General features: G+C 71.0%; 14 protein-coding genes. 9 read left to right on the top strand and 5 right to left on the bottom strand.

All coding sequences use genetic code 11. The features are described from left to right. Nucleotides 1-48: 48 nt before the first annotated feature. A complete protein-coding gene (gene pstB / locus APR04_RS12105) occupies nucleotides 49-828 on the top strand; it encodes a phosphate ABC transporter ATP-binding protein PstB (RefSeq protein WP_253870582.1) in 780 nt (259 codons plus the stop codon). An 89-nt stretch (nucleotides 829-917) separates the two neighbouring features. Here the strand turns inward: pstB and APR04_RS12100 are convergent, their stop codons facing one another. Beyond that, nucleotides 918-1,448, bottom strand: coding sequence for a hypothetical protein (locus APR04_RS12100; RefSeq protein ID WP_253870581.1), 531 nt, complete (start codon nucleotides 1,446-1,448; stop codon nucleotides 918-920). Between the two features lie 305 nt (nucleotides 1,449-1,753). Between APR04_RS12100 and APR04_RS12095 the strand changes: the two genes are divergently transcribed. The 4 genes from APR04_RS12095 (at nucleotide 1,754) to APR04_RS12080 (ending at nucleotide 4,201) form a co-directional block, all read left to right on the top strand. Continuing rightward, entirely contained in the window at nucleotides 1,754-2,236 is a 483-nt protein-coding gene (locus APR04_RS12095; protein WP_020017968.1) for a CarD family transcriptional regulator, read from the top strand. Between the two features lie 107 nt (nucleotides 2,237-2,343). Continuing rightward, nucleotides 2,344-3,060, top strand: a complete 717-nt coding sequence (gene ispD, locus APR04_RS12090; RefSeq protein ID WP_253870579.1) for a 2-C-methyl-D-erythritol 4-phosphate cytidylyltransferase — start codon at nucleotides 2,344-2,346, stop codon at nucleotides 3,058-3,060. Then, the gene (ispF, locus tag APR04_RS12085; RefSeq protein WP_253870577.1) at nucleotides 3,057-3,605 is read left to right on the top strand and encodes a 2-C-methyl-D-erythritol 2,4-cyclodiphosphate synthase; all 549 of its coding nucleotides are present in this window, start codon (nucleotides 3,057-3,059) and stop codon (nucleotides 3,603-3,605) included. Before ispD ends, ispF begins: the two co-directional genes overlap by 4 nt. Next, entirely contained in the window at nucleotides 3,602-4,201 is a 600-nt protein-coding gene (locus APR04_RS12080; protein ID WP_253870575.1) for a TetR/AcrR family transcriptional regulator, read from the top strand. The genes ispF and APR04_RS12080 overlap by 4 nt, the downstream gene beginning before the upstream one ends. Here the strand turns inward: APR04_RS12080 and APR04_RS12075 are convergent. Next, entirely contained in the window at nucleotides 4,198-5,535 is a 1,338-nt protein-coding gene (locus tag APR04_RS12075; RefSeq protein ID WP_253870573.1) for a D-arabinono-1,4-lactone oxidase, read from the bottom strand. The two genes, APR04_RS12080 and APR04_RS12075, sit on opposite strands and share 4 nt — an antisense overlap. Nucleotides 5,536-5,642: 107 nt before the next feature. On the opposite strand from APR04_RS12075, the gene APR04_RS12070 reads away from it, so the two are divergent. The 4 genes from APR04_RS12070 to rlmB all read left to right on the top strand — a co-directional run bounded on the left by APR04_RS12070 (nucleotide 5,643) and on the right by rlmB (nucleotide 9,897). Continuing rightward, nucleotides 5,643-6,860, top strand: a complete 1,218-nt coding sequence (locus APR04_RS12070) for a type III PLP-dependent enzyme domain-containing protein (protein ID WP_253870571.1) — start codon at nucleotides 5,643-5,645, stop codon at nucleotides 6,858-6,860. Between the two features lie 45 nt (nucleotides 6,861-6,905). Next, nucleotides 6,906-7,364 (top strand): SRPBCC family protein, encoded by a 459-nt coding sequence (locus tag APR04_RS12065; protein WP_253870569.1) that lies wholly within the window; start codon nucleotides 6,906-6,908, stop codon nucleotides 7,362-7,364. Nucleotides 7,365-7,384: 20 nt separating this feature from the next. After that, a complete protein-coding gene (gene cysS, locus APR04_RS12060; RefSeq protein WP_253870567.1) occupies nucleotides 7,385-8,812 on the top strand; it encodes a cysteine--tRNA ligase in 1,428 nt (475 codons plus the stop codon). A 95-nt stretch (nucleotides 8,813-8,907) separates the two neighbouring features. Beyond that, nucleotides 8,908-9,897 carry a 23S rRNA (guanosine(2251)-2'-O)-methyltransferase RlmB gene (gene rlmB / locus APR04_RS12055; RefSeq protein ID WP_253870565.1) on the top strand — a complete coding sequence of 330 codons (990 nt, stop codon included), beginning with the start codon at nucleotides 8,908-8,910 and terminating at the stop codon, nucleotides 9,895-9,897. Nucleotides 9,898-9,936: 39 nt separating this feature from the next. Here the strand turns inward: rlmB and APR04_RS12050 are convergent, their stop codons facing one another. From APR04_RS12050 to otsB, 3 genes are all read right to left on the bottom strand, one after another. Next, entirely contained in the window at nucleotides 9,937-11,187 is a 1,251-nt protein-coding gene (locus tag APR04_RS12050) for a DUF4032 domain-containing protein (protein ID WP_372496097.1), read from the bottom strand. A 186-nt stretch (nucleotides 11,188-11,373) separates the two neighbouring features. After that, nucleotides 11,374-12,489 (bottom strand): ABC transporter ATP-binding protein, encoded by a 1,116-nt coding sequence (locus tag APR04_RS12045; RefSeq protein ID WP_253870560.1) that lies wholly within the window; start codon nucleotides 12,487-12,489, stop codon nucleotides 11,374-11,376. Between the two features lie 185 nt (nucleotides 12,490-12,674). Next, entirely contained in the window at nucleotides 12,675-15,005 is a 2,331-nt protein-coding gene (gene otsB / locus APR04_RS12040; protein ID WP_253870558.1) for a trehalose-phosphatase, read from the bottom strand. Nucleotides 15,006-15,067 lie beyond the last annotated feature (62 nt).

Below are 15,067 nucleotides of genomic sequence, written 5' to 3'. Positions count from 1 at the left end.
GACCTCAGCTCAGCTCACCCGAAGCCACAGCCCGAAGGAACTCAAGCGATGGCCCAGCGCATCGACGTCAAGGACGTCAACATCTACTACGGCGACTTTCGTGCTGTCGAGGGCGTCACCATGACCGTCGACCCCAAGTCCGTGACGGCCTTCATCGGCCCGTCGGGCTGCGGGAAGTCGACCTTCCTCCGCACCCTCAACCGGATGCACGAAGTGATCCCCGGAGCGTACGTGGAGGGCAAGGTCGAGCTCGAGGGCGTCGACCTGTACGGCGACGACGTCGACCCGGTGGCGGTACGCCGGAACATCGGCATGGTGTTCCAGCGGCCGAACCCGTTCCCCACGATGTCGATCAAGGACAACGTGCTGGCGGGCGTCAAGCTGAACAACCGCAAGATCTCCAGGTCCGACGCCGACTACCTGGTCGAGTCCTCCTTGCGCGGCGCCAACCTCTGGAACGAGGTCAAGGACCGCCTGGACCGGCCGGGATCCGGCCTGTCGGGCGGTCAGCAGCAGCGCCTCTGCATCGCCCGCGCCATCGCGGTGAAGCCGCAGGTGGTGCTCATGGACGAGCCGTGCTCGGCCCTGGACCCGATCTCCACCCTGGCGATCGAGGACCTCATCCAGGAGCTCAAGAAGGACTACACGATCGTCATCGTCACGCACAACATGCAGCAGGCGGCGCGCGTGAGCGACCGGACGGCGTTCTTCAACATCGCGGGCACCGGCAAGCCGGGCAAGCTCATCGAGATGAACGACACCGCGACGATCTTCTCGTCGCCCGCAGAGAAGGCCACCGAGGACTACGTCTCGGGCCGCTTCGGGTGACGACCGCCTGAGCGGACGACGAAGCCGGTGGGTGCGGCGTGGGAGACCACGCGGCAGCCACCGGCTTCGTCATGCCGTGGGAGTGCGGCTCACTCCGTCGGAGTGCCGGACGGCGACGGCGAGGCCGCAGCGCTGGGCAGGTGCTCCGCGTACTCCGGGAGCGTGCCGTCGAGGATCGGCAGCTTGAACTCCTCGGTCTCGCCGGCGGCGGACAGGGTCGCGTCGACGTAGCTTCCCGGGGGCGCGCTCACGGTGTCGAGCTGGACGGTCTCGCCGGTCGCGGTGCCCAGGTAGACGGTGCCACCCGCCGGGACGTCCAGCGACACGGGAGCGCCGTCCGGGTGCTCGAGCGTGAACGTCGCGTCGTCCTGCGTCTCGTTGGTGAGTGCACCGATGAGGTTGCCCGGCTCGCCCTCTGCGGCCGCCACGACCAGCAGGTTGATACCGCGCAGCTCGTCACCGTCCACGCTCTGGATGGTGACGCCGACGCCGTCGGACGGGTCGTAGTTCAGCGTCGTGGTGCTCGGGGCGCAGCCCGCCAGGAGGAGAGCCCCCGTGGCGGAGACCGCTGCGAGGGCGATGGTGCGGGCGCCTCGGGCGGCGGTGGCGCGACGGGACACGGTGAACTCCCTGGTGTTCGAATGGTTCGGGCGGGGGTCGGATCCCCGCCACATCCTAATGCTCCCCGGGGCGTACCCGCGCATCGCGGTCAAAGGCGAAATGCCCGGTCAGGGCGTGGCGACAGTCACGGCTCCGGAACGATCCGACCGCGGGTCGTGGGGCGATGAGCACCAGATATTTCCCCCCGGGCAGCGTTCTGACCTGCGGAAACGTATTCTTGAGCCCTACCCCGACAACGCCAAGGGCGCAACTTCTTGAGACCACGCCGTGGTAACCTGGTTTCAGGGAAAGGGGACATCTGCAGATGACGTTCACAGTAGGCGAGACGGTTGTCTACCCGCACCATGGCGCGGCGCTGATCGAAGAGATCAAGACCCGCAAGATTCGCGGCGAAGAAAAGATGTACCTCAAGCTCAAGGTTGCCCAGGGCGACCTCACCATCGAGGTCCCGGCGGAGAACGTCGACCTCGTTGGCGTACGCGATGTCGTCGGCCAAGAGGGCCTCGACCGCGTGTTCGAGGTCCTCCGCGCGCCGTACACCGAAGAGCCGACCAACTGGTCACGCCGGTACAAGGCGAACCTCGAGAAGCTTGCGTCCGGCGACGTCATCAAGGTGGCAGAGGTCGTTCGCGACCTGTCTCGCCGGGACGCCGACCGCGGCCTTTCCGCAGGCGAGAAGCGCATGCTTGCCAAGGCTCGCCAGATCCTCGTGTCCGAGCTCGCTCTGGCCGAGCACACCGAAGAGGAGAAGGCGGAAGCGATCCTCGACGAGGTTCTCGCTTCCTGACTTACCCACAGGATCCCTCGCACGTCTGACGTACCAGTCAGGACCCGGTGCTCGCGCCCCACGGGATCCTTCGCTTCAATCACGATCCTGTGGGGACCCGCGACGAGATGACGACCCTTGCAATCCTGACGGCCGCCGGCTCGGGATCCCGACTAGGGCGCGACCTGCCGAAGGCTCTGGTGGAGCTCGACGGCTTTCCGCTCGTGCTGCACGCCGCGCGACGCCTCGCGGCGTCGGGCGTCGTGGACTCCCTCGTGGTGACGGCACCCGACGGTCTGGTCGGCGTCATGATCGACCTCCTGGCCGATGATCCGTACGTGCAGATCCCTGTCCAGGTGACCGACGGCGGCCCGACCAGGCAGGCGTCGGTAGCGGCCGGGCTGGCGCTCGCGCGTCAGGGGGACGACGTCGTGCTGGTGCACGACGCCGCGCGCCCCCTCGTCCCGTCGGACCTCGTCCGGCGGGTCGTCGGCGCGGTCCGCAGCGGTCACGCCGCGGTCGTGCCAGGGCTGCCCGTCACCGACACGGTGAAGCAGGTACGTCCCGACGGCGACACGGAGCTGGTCACGGGCACCCCTGACCGCTCGATGCTGCGTGCCGTGCAGACGCCGCAGGGGTTCGCCCGCGACCTGCTCGTCCGTGCGCACCGCACGGGTGCCGGCCGGGCCGGTGCGGAGTACCTGGCGGCGACCGACGACGCCGGCCTCGTCGAGGCGCTCGGCGAACCGGTACACATGGTCGCCGGGGACGCGGCGGCCTTCAAGATCACCACCGAACGCGATCTGTGGCTCGCGTCCCTCGTGCTGCAGGAGACCAACGCATGACCGACCCGTCCAGCACGCCGGACGCCCCGCGACCTGCTCCGGCCGGGTACCCGCTCCCCCGTACCGGGATCGGGGTCGACGTGCACGCGTTCGCGCCCGACGGCTCGGGTCGCGAGATGTGGCTCGGCGGCCTGCACTGGCCGGGGGAGCGGGGCCTGGCGGGGCACTCCGACGCCGACGTCGCGGCGCACGCGGCGGCGGACGCGCTGTTCTCGGCGTCGGCCCTCGGTGACCTCGGTTCGCACTTCGGGACCGGCCGGCCCGAGTGGGCGGGAGCGTCCGGGACCACCCTGCTCGCGGAAGCCGCGAGGCGCGTCCGGGCTGCTGGGTACATGATCGGTAACGTGGCAGTCCAAGTGATCGGAAATCAACCGCGGGTCGGCACCCGGCGTGACGAGGCACAGGCGGTTCTGTCCGCCGCCGCGGGCGCGCCCGTGTCCCTGACAGCTACCACCACGGACGCGCTCGGTCTGACGGGTCGCGGGGAAGGCGTCGCGGCGATCGCGACGGCTCTCGTCGTCCCCGATGTCGGGAACCAGGTATGAACAAGCGCAAGCCGCTCGACGAACGGCGTGCCGAGATCGTCGAGGCCGGCCTGAGCGTCGCGATGCGTGAGGGTGTCGAGTCGGTGACCGTGCGCCGGGTGGCGCAGGCGGCCGGCATCTCGCTCGGCACCGTGCACTACTGCTTCGACGACAAGGACGCGATGCTGCGTGCCATGGGCCGCGCGATCGCGATGCGGGCCTCGGAGCCGGTGCTCGCCGCGCTCGACGTCGGGCCGGACCGGACCGCTCTCGCGGAGGGCACCGTCGAGGCGCTGCTGGTCGGCCTCAAGCAGAACCAGCACATGCGGTTGCTGACGTTCGAGTTCGCGGTCTCGGGGGCGCGGACGCCCGTGCTGCGCGAGGTCGCGCAGGCGCACCTCAAGCAGAGCATCGCCATGACCAGGGAGTACCTGCAGCGGCTGGCCGACGTCGCGGGCGTCAGGTACCGCACCGAGGTCGGCACGCTGGCGCGCATGACGGCGCTCCGCATCGACGGCATCGAGCTTGCGTGGATGGTGGACCAGGACGACGAGGCCGCGCGCGAGGGGTTCGCGGTCCTGGCCCGCGACGTGTTCGACGAGATGGAGCCGGTCTAACCGCCGAGGACCCGCTGCGTGTAGGGGTTGGTGAACACGCCATCGGGGTCGGCGGCAGCGCGCGTCCGCTGGAAGTCCGGCAGGCGGCGGTACTGGCCGGCCAGGTACTCGACGTCGCGGGTGTGCATTTTGCCCCAGTGGGGACGCCCGCCCACGGCCGTGAAGATCCGTTCGGCGGCGTCGAAGTAGCGCGCGTGCGGCAGGCGCCAGTACTGCTGGGCAGCGATGTACGCGGTCTCGCGGCCGTAGGCGGTGGAGAGCCAGACGTCGTCGGCGGGCGCGAAGCGCACCTCCACGGGGAACGGGATGTTCTCGCCGCTGGACCGCCGCCAGGCGGCGAGCTCCCTCAGCACCTCGACGACGGTGGCGCGCGGGATCGCGTACTCCATCTCTCGGAACCGCACGCGGCGGTTGGTGCAGAACACCTCGTGCGCCGGTGCCGTGTACCGCCGGGCCGTCAGCGCCCGGGTCGCGAGCTCGCCGAGCGCTGGTGTCGTGGCAGGGAATGCCGTCGCTATCCGGTTGGTCACCTCGAACAGCCCGTTCGACAGCACCTCCTCGTCGAGGAAGGTGCGCGCCGCCCCGGCGAGCCGTCGCCCGCGACGGCCGATGCTCGAACCGCTGTGCTGCTCGGGCTCGACCCGCATGTTGCGCATGGTGAGTGCCCGGTGCGTGGCGGGGAACCAGAGGAACTCGAAGTGGTCGTTGTCCGCGACGAGGTCGTGGACGCACTCAAGGATGCGGTCCAGCGGCCAGGGCTCCTCGACGGCGTACAGGTCGAAGGCGGGGACGGCCTCGATGGTCACGGTGCTCAGCACACCCGTCGCGCCGAGGCCGAGTCGTGAGGCCTCGAACAGGTCGTGCCGCTCGGTCGGCGTGGCGCGGGCGACCTCGCCGTCGGGCCCTACGACCGTCAGGGCGCGCACCTGGGTGGCGAGACCGCCGAACCTGGCTCCGGTGCCGTGCGTGCCCGTCGAGATGGCGCCGGCCACCGACTGCCGGTCGATGTCGCCGAGGTTCTGCATGCCGAGCCCGCGCTCGGCCAGGATCCGGTTGAGCCGGCGCAGCCGCATGCCTGCGCCCACGGTGACGAGGGCGTGGCCCGTGTCGGGATCACGCTCGACGCGGTGCAGGGCGTCCAGACGATCGAGGTTGAGCTGCACGCCCTCCGTGGCAGCCGCCGGCGCGAACGAGTGCCCCCCGCCGACGACGCGGACCTGGTGGCCCTCCCGCACGGCGCGGCGCACGGCGTCGGACAGCTCGTCCTCCGAGGCCGGCTGTTCCAGCCGTACAGGCGTCACGCTGACGGTGCGTGCCCAGTTCGTCCAGATCACGGATGCACTATCGCACGCCCCCGCGCGGCGGACCAGAGCCAAGATCTCGGGCGCGAACCGCCCTGGCGGGCCGCGCCGTGCCCCGGTCCGGGGAGTAGCGTGCGGTCATGAGCTCCGCAGCAGACACCGTCGCGCGGCTGTCCGCCGCTACCTCCGGACTGCCCGCGCCCGTCGCCGTCGTGGACCTGGACGTGTTCGACGCCAACGCGCTCGACCTCCTCAAGCGCGCCGACGGCGTTCCCGTCCGCGTCGCGTCGAAGTCGGTGCGCGTGCGCTCGCTGGTCGACCGTGCCGTCGGGCACGGGTTCGCCGGCGTCATGGCGTACTCGCTGCGCGAGGCGCTGTGGCTGGTCAGCAGGGGCGTGCGCGACGTGCTGGTCGGATACCCGACGGTGGACAGGCAGGCTCTTGCCACGTTGGCGGCCGACGCGACGGCCCGCGCGGAGATCACCCTGATGGTCGACGACGTCGCCCACCTCGGCCTGATCGCAGACGCCGAAGGACCGGCCGGCGGCGTGCGCGGCACGGCGGACGCCGGCCCGGTCCAGGTGTGCCTGGACGTCGACTGCTCGCTGCGTGTCGGTGCCGGTGCGCTGACCGCCCATCTCGGGGTGCGGCGCTCGCCGCTGCGCGAGCCCGGCGACGTCGCCGCTCTCGCGACGGTGGCCCAGGCGAAGGGGCTGAGCGTGCGCGGCCTCATGTTCTACGAGGCCCAGGTGGCGGGCCTGCCCGACACGAGCCCCGCCGTCCGGCTCGTCAAGCGCCTCTCGATGCGTGAGGTGAACGAGCGCCGGGTACGGATCCTCGCGGCGGTGCGGGACGCCGTCGGGCAGGAGGTAGTGCTCGTCAACGCGGGCGGGACCGGCTCCATCGAGGTGAGCGGTGGCGCTCCAGGGGTCAACGAGGTCACCGCAGGCTCGGGCCTGTACGCGCCCGGCCTGTTCGACGGCTACCGCTCGTTCCAGGCGCGCCCCGCCGCGTTCTTCGGGCTCGACGTCGTGCGCGAGCCGGCGCCCGGCTGGGTCACCGCCTTCTCGGGCGGGTACGCGGCCTCGGGCAAGGCGGGTGCCGCACGCCTGCCCCGTCCGTTCACGCCCGGCTACGCCCTGAGCGGCCCGGAGGGCGCCGGCGAGGTGCAGACCCCGCTGCGCGTGGCCCGCGGGCTCTCGCCCGACGGCCGGCTGCACACCGGCGACCGGGTCTGGCTGCGGCACGCGAAGGCGGGGGAGATGTTGGAGCGGTTCGACCGGGTCCACCTCGTCAGCGGCACCGAGATCGTGGAGACCGTGCCGACGTACCGGGGTGAAGGCAAGAACTTCGGCTAGGCCGTCGGGCACGGGCTACTGACGCAAAGACAGTAGTGTGCACCCATGCGAGCAGAAGTGACGGTGCACATGGACGCGGACCCGAGCGAGGTCTGGGACCTGCTCAGCGATGTCACGCGAGTGGGTGAGCTGAGCCCGGAGACCTTCGAGGCGGAATGGACCGACGGAGCGACCGGCCCCGCCGTGGGCGCGCACTTCCGGGGCCACGTCCGGCGCAACGGGGTGGGGCCCGTGTACTGGACGCAGTGCAAGGTGACCCACTGCGAGCAGGGCCGGGACTTCGGCTTCACCGTGTACATGGGCGGAAGGCGCCTGAACAACTGGCGCTACCGGATGGTGCCGGCGGACGGTGGCTGCGACGTCACCGAGTCGTTCGAGCTGGAGCAACGCGGTGTGTCCCGCGTGTACTGGGCGCTGGCGGGCTGGCACCGCCGTCGGGCCAACGTGCGGGGCATGCGGCAGACTTTGGAGCGGGCCCGGGCCGTCGTCGAGGCAGGGAGCTGAAGCGCCGGTACCCTTGACAGGTGACCATCCGCCTGTTTGACACCGCTGCGCGCGAGGTGCGCGACCTCACCCCCATCACCCCGGGCGAGGTCGGCATCTACCTGTGTGGCGCAACGGTGCAGTCGCACCCGCACGTGGGCCATCTGCGCCCGGCGGTCGCGTTCGACGTGCTGCGCCGCTGGCTCACCCGGCGGGGCCTGAAGGTCACCCTGATCCGGAACGTCACCGACATCGACGACAAGGTCCTGGCCAAGTCGGCCGCCGCCGGCCGCGAGTGGTGGGCGCACGCCGCGCTGTACGAGCGCGTGTTCTCCCAGGCGTACGACGCGCTCGGCGTCCTCCCGCCCACCTACGAGCCGCGCGCCACCGGCAGCGTGCCCGAGATGGTCGGGCTCATGGAACGACTGGTCGAGAAGGGCCACGCCTACAGCACCGGCGAGGGCAACGTCTGGTTCGACGTCCGCTCCTGGCCCGCCTACGGGGAGCTCACGCGGCAGAAGGTCGAGGACCTCAGCCCGGAGGAGGGCGCGGACGTCGCCGCGGGCTCCGCCGCCGAGGCCAAGAAGAACCCGCACGACTTCGCCCTGTGGAAGGCTCCCAAGCCGGGCGAGCCGGAGTCGGCCTCCTGGGACACCCCGTACGGTCGCGGCCGTCCCGGCTGGCACCTGGAGTGCTCCGCGATGGCTCGCCGCTACCTCGGCGAGTCGTTCGACATCCACGGTGGCGGCCTCGACCTGCGGTTCCCGCACCACGAGAACGAGCAGGCGCAGTCACGCGCGGCCGGCTACGAGTTCGCCCAGCGCTGGATGCACGTCGCGTGGGTGACGCAGTCCGGCGTGAAGATGTCGAAGTCCCTCGGCAACGGCCTGCTCGTCAGCGAGCTGCTCAGCCAGGCACCCGCGCCGGTGGTGCGCTACGCGCTGGCCGCCGTGCAGTACCGGTCCATGCTGGAGTGGGCGCCCGACACCCTCGACGAGGCCCGCACCACGTGGGAGCGCCTGTCGGGGTTCGTGACCCGCGCGTCGGAGCGGGTCGGGGACGTCCCGGCAGAGGAGATCGCCAAGGCCGAGGTCCCAGAGGCCTTCGCGGCGGCGATGGACGACGACCTGAACGTGCCGCAGGCGCTCGCCGTCGTGCACGAGCACCTGCGGGCAGGCAACACCGCGCTCGCGGCCGGGGCGGACGCCGCCGTGCGTGCCGAGCTGGTGACATTGCGTGCGATGCTCGACGTGCTGGGTCTTGACCCGGCGGACCCGCAGTGGGCGACGTCCACCGACGACCGGTACGCCACCGCGCTCGACGGGCTCGTCGCGGCGGAGCTCAAGGCGCGCGCCGAGGCACGTGCCGCCAAGGACTGGGCCGCCTCCGACGCGATCCGGGACCGCCTCGCGGCCGCCGGGATCGAGGTCCAGGACTCCGCCGACGGCGCCCGCTGGACGCTCTCCTGAACTTTTCCCTGGTGGCCGAGCTTGTCGAGGCCACCTCTACCGAACCCGCGGTGGTCGCGACAAGCTCGACCACCGGCTGAGAGACGAGACACACCATGGCAGGAAACTCGAAGCGCGCCGGTGCGGTGCGCAAGACCGGCTCCAAGAAGGGAGCCCAGGTCGGCACCGGCGGCCACAGCCGCAAGGCGCTGCAGGGCAAGGGGCCGACGCCCAAGGCGGAGGACCGGACCTACCACCCCGCGCACGAGCGCAAGGTCGCGGCGGAGAAGCGCGTTGCCGCCGGGCGGCGGCCGGGCCGCCACGGTGCGGGCCGCAAGGGCGATGGTGCGACCGAGATCGTCGCCGGCCGTAACGCGGCGCTCGAGGCGCTGCGCGCGGAGATGCCCGTCGAGGGCATCTACCTGGCCACGCACCTGGAGTCGGACGACCGCACCCAGGAGATCCTGGAGATCGCGCACGCGCGCAGCCACCCGATGTTCGAGGCGTCGCGCCTCGACCTGGACAAGATCACCGACGGCGCGGTGCACCAGGGCGTGGCCATCAAGGTGCCGCCGTACGACTACAAGGACACCGAGGACCTGCTCGACGCCGCCGCTGAGGCGGGGGAGGCGCCGCTGATCGTCGCGCTCGACAGCGTCACCGACCCGCGCAACCTCGGCGCCGTGCTCCGGTCCGCCGGCGCGTTCGGCGCGCACGGTGTGCTGGTGCCGGAGCGGCGCGCCGCTGGCGTGACGGCGTCGGCCTGGAAGGTGTCGGCGGGCGCTGCGGCACGCGTCCCCGTGGCGCGTGCGACGAACCTGGCCCGCGAGCTCGCCGAGCTGAAGAAGACCGGCTGCTTCGTGGTGGGGCTCGACGCCGGCGGCGACATGGAGGTGGGCGAGCTCGCGTTCGCCACCGACCCGCTCGTGCTGGTCGTGGGCTCAGAGGGCAAGGGCCTGTCCCGTCTGGTGCGCGAGACGTGCGACGCGATCGTCTCCATCCCGATCGCCACCACCACGGAGTCGCTGAACGCCGCGGTAGCCGCGGGTATCACCCTCTACGAGGTCGCGAAGCAGCGGGCGGCAGGGGCGACCTCGGGCGAGTGATCGGCAGCTCGGGCTGCCGGTCACCTGAGGATCTATCGATCACTCGAGGTCTGCCGGGTCGGCCTCGCCCGGCGCGAGGCCGAGCACGGCGTCCTCGTCCGGGCGGTGCCGCAGCACGCGCTCCACATAGGACTCGGCGGCCTCGGGCAGCGGGATGTCCCGCTGGGCCTGCTGCGAGATGTACCAGCGGTGGTCGAGGATCTCGTGGAACAGCTGCGCCGGCTCCAGCTTGCGGCGCAGCTCGCGCGGCACCGCGTCGATCGTCGGGCGGAACACCTGGCGCACCCAGGCGTGCGCGACGATCTGCTCCTGGTCGTTCTGCCGGTCCGTCGCGGCGCGATAGCTGTCGAGGTCGTTGAGCATGCGGCGGGCCTGGTTCTCCTGCACGTCCAGCCCGGTGAGGCGGAGCAGGCGGCGGGAGTGGTGCCCGGCGTCGACCACCTTGGGCTGGATGCGTACCTTGGTGCCGTCGATGTCCGTGGTGATCTCGAGCTCGCCCACGTCGAAGCCGAGGTCGTTGAGCCGCTCGATGCGGGCGGCGACGCGCCAGCGGTCGTCGGAGTCGAACGCCTCCGAGCCGGTGAGGGCGTTCCACAGCTCCTGGTAGCGCTCCACGAGCGCATCGCCGATCGCGACCTCGTCGACGGCCTCGTCGAGCAGCTCGCCCGCGGAGAGGTCCATGAGCTCGCCGATGATGTTGGTGCGGGCCAGGTCGACGTCGTAGTTGCGCTGGCCGTTGGTCAGCGTGCGGTGCATGTCGCCCGTCTCGGCGTCGACCAGATAGGCGGCGAACGTCTCGGCGTCGCGCCGGAACAGGGTGTTCGACAGCGAGACGTCGCCCCAGTAGAAGCCCACGAGGTGCAGGCGCACCAGGAGCACCGCGAGGGCGTCGATGAGGCGCGTCGCCGTGTCCGGACGCAGGTCCTGGCTGAACAGCGCGCGGTACGGCAGCGAGAACTGCAGGTGCTCGGTCAGCAGCACGGCCTCGAGCCGCTCGCCGTCGGGCGCCCTGCGACCCGTGATGACGCCGACGGGGACCACCGAGGGCACCTCGATGCGGTGCAGCTGGCGCAGCAGCTCGTACTCGCGGTAGGCGACGGTCTCGCCGATCTCCTTGATCGCGAGCACACGGCCCCCGTGGCTCACGAAGCGGACCACGTGCCGCGAGATGCCCTGTGGCAGCGCGGCCAGGACGTCGTCGGGCCACTCGGCCAGCGGCACGTCCCACGGGAGGTCCAGCAGCGCGGGGTCGGGTGCGACCGCGGTGATCTGAAGGTTCTGCTGGGGCATGGGCACCATTCTGCGCTGAGCCGGCCGACTGTCCGTGCGAGGTGGGGCAGGGGCCATGGGTCTCCGCGGGGCGGAGTGATGAAAGGCCTGCGGGGTGTGCTGCTGTGCGTGGACGAGGTCCACGCACAGCAACACACCCCGAGGAGGTAACCGTTCCCTCAGCGAGCCGAGGGATCAACCGAGGGATCAGCCGAGGCGCTCACCCGTGGTCGCGGAGAACACGTGCGAGTGACCGGCCTGGATGGCGACGGCGATGACGTCGCCCTTGTCGGGCACGTTGCGCGGGTCGATACGCACGATGAGCTGGTTGGTCTCACCGGCGGTCAGGTTGACGTCGGTGTCGCCCTTCAGCGTCCCGTAGACGAACGCGTCGGAGCCGAGCTCCTCGACGAGGTTGACCTCGACGTCGAACGAGCCGGCCGTGCCGACCGCTACCGGGTCGAGCGCCTCGGGGCGGAAGCCCAGCGTCACCTTGCCGCCGTCGGCGTCGGAGATCTCGCTCGCGATGGAACGCTCGAGCGGCACCTCGGCCGAGCCGACCTGGACCTTGCCGTCCTTGACGTCGAACGTGCCGATGTTCATGGCGGGCGAGCCGATGAAGCCGGCGACGAACACGTTGTTCGGACGGTCGTACATCTCGCGCGGCGTGCCGACCTGCTGGAGCACACCGTGGTTCAGGACGGCGATGCGGTCACCCATGGTGAGCGCCTCGGTCTGGTCGTGGGTCACGTAGACCGTGGTGACACCCAGGCGGCGCTGGAGCGACGCGATCTGCGTACGGGTCTGGACACGGAGCTTGGCGTCGAGGTTCGACAGCGGCTCGTCCATGAGGAACACCTGGGGCTGACGCACGATGGCGCGGCCCATGGCGACACGCTGCCGCTGACCACCCGAGAGGGCCTTCGGCTTGCGGTCGAGGTACTCGACGAGGTCGAGGATCTTCGCTGCTTCCTCGACGCGCTGGCGGATCTCCGCCTTGGGCGTGCCCGCGATCTTCAGGGCGAAGCCCATGTTGTCCGCCACCGACATGTGCGGGTACAGGGCGTAGTTCTGGAAGACCATCGCGATGTCGCGGTCCTTGGGCTGCACGTCGGTGACGTCGCGGTCGCCGATGAAGATGTGCCCACCGTTGACGTCCTCGAGGCCCGCGAGCATCCGCAGGGACGTGGACTTACCGCAGCCGGACGGGCCGACGAGGACGAGGAACTCGCCGTCCTCGATCTCCAGGTTCAGCTGGTCGACGGCCGGGCGCTCAGTGCCCGGGTAGACGCGCGTCGCGTGATCGAAAGTGACCGTAGCCATGACTAGTACATCCTTCCACCGGCAGGTACGTGCCGGACGATCCGTTGTGGTCGGGTGCCGTTGCTTCCACTCACGTGTCGGCGGTGACACTTGCAGCGTGATCGTACCCCGGTTGGCCAAGGCCGTGGTATCGAGGGGGTCACGTCCGGGTCAGCCTTCGCTTGCCTGACGCCTGAGCCTGCGGCTCAGTCGTTGCTCCGCAGGGTCCGTGCGAGGCCGGCGAGGACGGCGGCCAGCGCGTCTGGGTCGGGTACGCGGTGCGAGGCGAGCGTGTCGCCGGTGCCCACCTTGATCGACAGGTCGCCGGACTCGAGTGCACCGAAGGCGTGCTCGTCGGTGGTGTCGTCGCCCGCGTACAGGACGCGCACCTTCTCGACGCCCAGCTCGGCCGCGACGGTGCCCCGCAGCCGGCGCAGCGCCTCGCCCTTGCTCGTCGGCACCACCGACACCTCGACCACGTCCTTGCCGTGCATGGCGGGCAGCCCCAGGTTGGCGGCCACCTCGTCGGCGGCCAGCGTGATGGCGGCGGCGTCGTCCACGCTCGCCAGGCGCGTGTGGGCGACGGCGGCAGCCGGCTTGACCTGCACCCAGGCCCCCTCGCGTCCCGATACCGCCGACTCGAACCCCGCGACGAGCGCATCGAGCTCGCCGGACTGGGTGGTGGTCAGGTGGAACGGCACCTGCTCGACGCCGGTGGTGGTGGCTCGCCCCGCCTCCGCGCCGTGGCTGCCGACGAGGAACGTGCCGTCGGGGGCGACCGTCCGCTCGGCCAAATCGGACAGGTCCCGCCCGGAGATGAACGCGAGGCGCACCGGCGTCTCCTGGCCGAGCGCGTGCAGCTGGTCGATGGCGGTGCGCGCCGCACGCGTCATCGTGGACGACTTGGGGTCGTCCACGAGCGGCGCGAGGGTCCCGTCGAAGTCGCACGCGAGCAGCCAGCCGGTGGTCGGCTTCCTGCGCCGCCCGTTCCCGTTGCCCATGCGGGCGAGCCGGCCCCGCGCGGGCACGCCCTCCGGCACCGTGGTGAACGCCGTCAGCGCGTCGCGGAGGTTGTGGTGGCGGGGCTCGGCCGAGCGCGGGTCGACGGTGAGCGGCCGGGCGGGTACGGAGGTGAGCACGCCGAGGAAGGTCTCCGACCACTTGGCGACGTCGTCGGCAAGGACCTTGCGGCGCAGGCGCCGCATGCGGCGGCGCTGCTCCTTCGGGTCCATGGTCGCGGCCGCCACGATGATGTCCTTCATGCCGTCGATGTCGTGCGGGTTGACCAGCAGGGGACCGGGCGAGAGCTCGTCGGCGGCGCCGGTGAACTCGCTCAGCACCAGCGCGCCGCGCTCGTCGGAGCGGGCGGCGATGTACTCCTTGGCGACCAGGTTCATGCCGTCCCGCAGCGACGTCACCAGCAGCACGTCGGCCGCCAGGTAGAGCGCAGCCATCTCCTCCGGCGGGTAGGAGTGGTGCAGGTAGTGGATGGCGGAGTGGCCCAGCTCGCCGTACTCGCCGTTGATCCGGCCGACCAGGCCCTCGACGTGCTCGCGGAGCTCCTGGTAGGCGCCGACGTTCTCCCGGCTCGGGCTGGCGACCTGCACGAGCGTGGCGTGCTCGACGTCGAGGCGGCCGTCGTCGAGCAGCTCGCCGTACGCCTTGATGCGGTGCCGGATGCCCTTGGTGTAGTCGAGCCGGTCGACACCCAGCATCAGGGTCGCGGGGTTGCCGAGGTCGGCCTTGATCTCCTTGGCCCGTGCCTGCACCTCTGGCGTGCGGGCGAGGGTGTCGAACCGGCGGGAGTCGATGGAGATGGGGAACGACGACGCGCGCACGTGCCGGCCGGGACGTCCGTCGGCGTCGGGGATCGTGATGACCGGGCCGCGCGTCGTGTATCCGGTGAGCCGGCGTGCGGACCGCACGAAGTTCGCCGCGTCGCCGTTGCGCTGGAAGCCCACGAGGTCGGCGCCGAGCAGCCCGTCGATGATCTGGCGGCGCCACGGGAGCTGCGCGAACAGCTCGACGGGTGGGAACGGGATGTGGTCGAAGAACCCGATGCGCAGGTCCGGCCGCAGGTCGCGAAGCATGCGGGGGACGAGCTGGAGCTGGTAGTCGTGCACCCAGACGACGGCGCCCTCCGCCGCCTCTTCTGCCGCGGCGTCGGCGAAGCGCTGGTTGACCCGGCGGTACGCGTCCCACCACTGGCGGTGGTAGTCGGGCCGCTCGATGACGTCGTGGTAGAGCGGCCAGAGCGTGGCGTTGGAGAAGCCCTCGTAATAGCGCTCGATCTCGACGGCGTTGAGCGTGACCGGGACCAGCAGCATGCCGTCGGCCTCGAACGGCTCGTGCGCGAGGTCGGGGGCGCCGGACCAGCCGACCCAGGCGCCGTCGGCGCCCTGCATCACGGGCTCGAGCGCTGTGACGAGGCCACCGGGTGACCTCTGCCAGGTGAGGTCTCCGTCCGGGCCGACCGAGAAATCGACCGGCAGCCGGTTCGCGACGACGACCAGATCGTATCCTTCTTTACCTGGCAATGTATTTCTCCTTAGGTGTGTAGGAGTCTCGCTGCGCAATGTCAAGAGTACCGAGTTCCCGT

This window comes from Promicromonospora umidemergens (assembly GCF_024171995.1).
Taxonomy (GTDB): domain Bacteria; phylum Actinomycetota; class Actinomycetes; order Actinomycetales; family Cellulomonadaceae; genus Promicromonospora; species Promicromonospora umidemergens.
The sequence above is the reverse complement of the archived record's forward strand: the minus strand, read 5'-3'. Positions and strand labels throughout refer to the sequence as shown.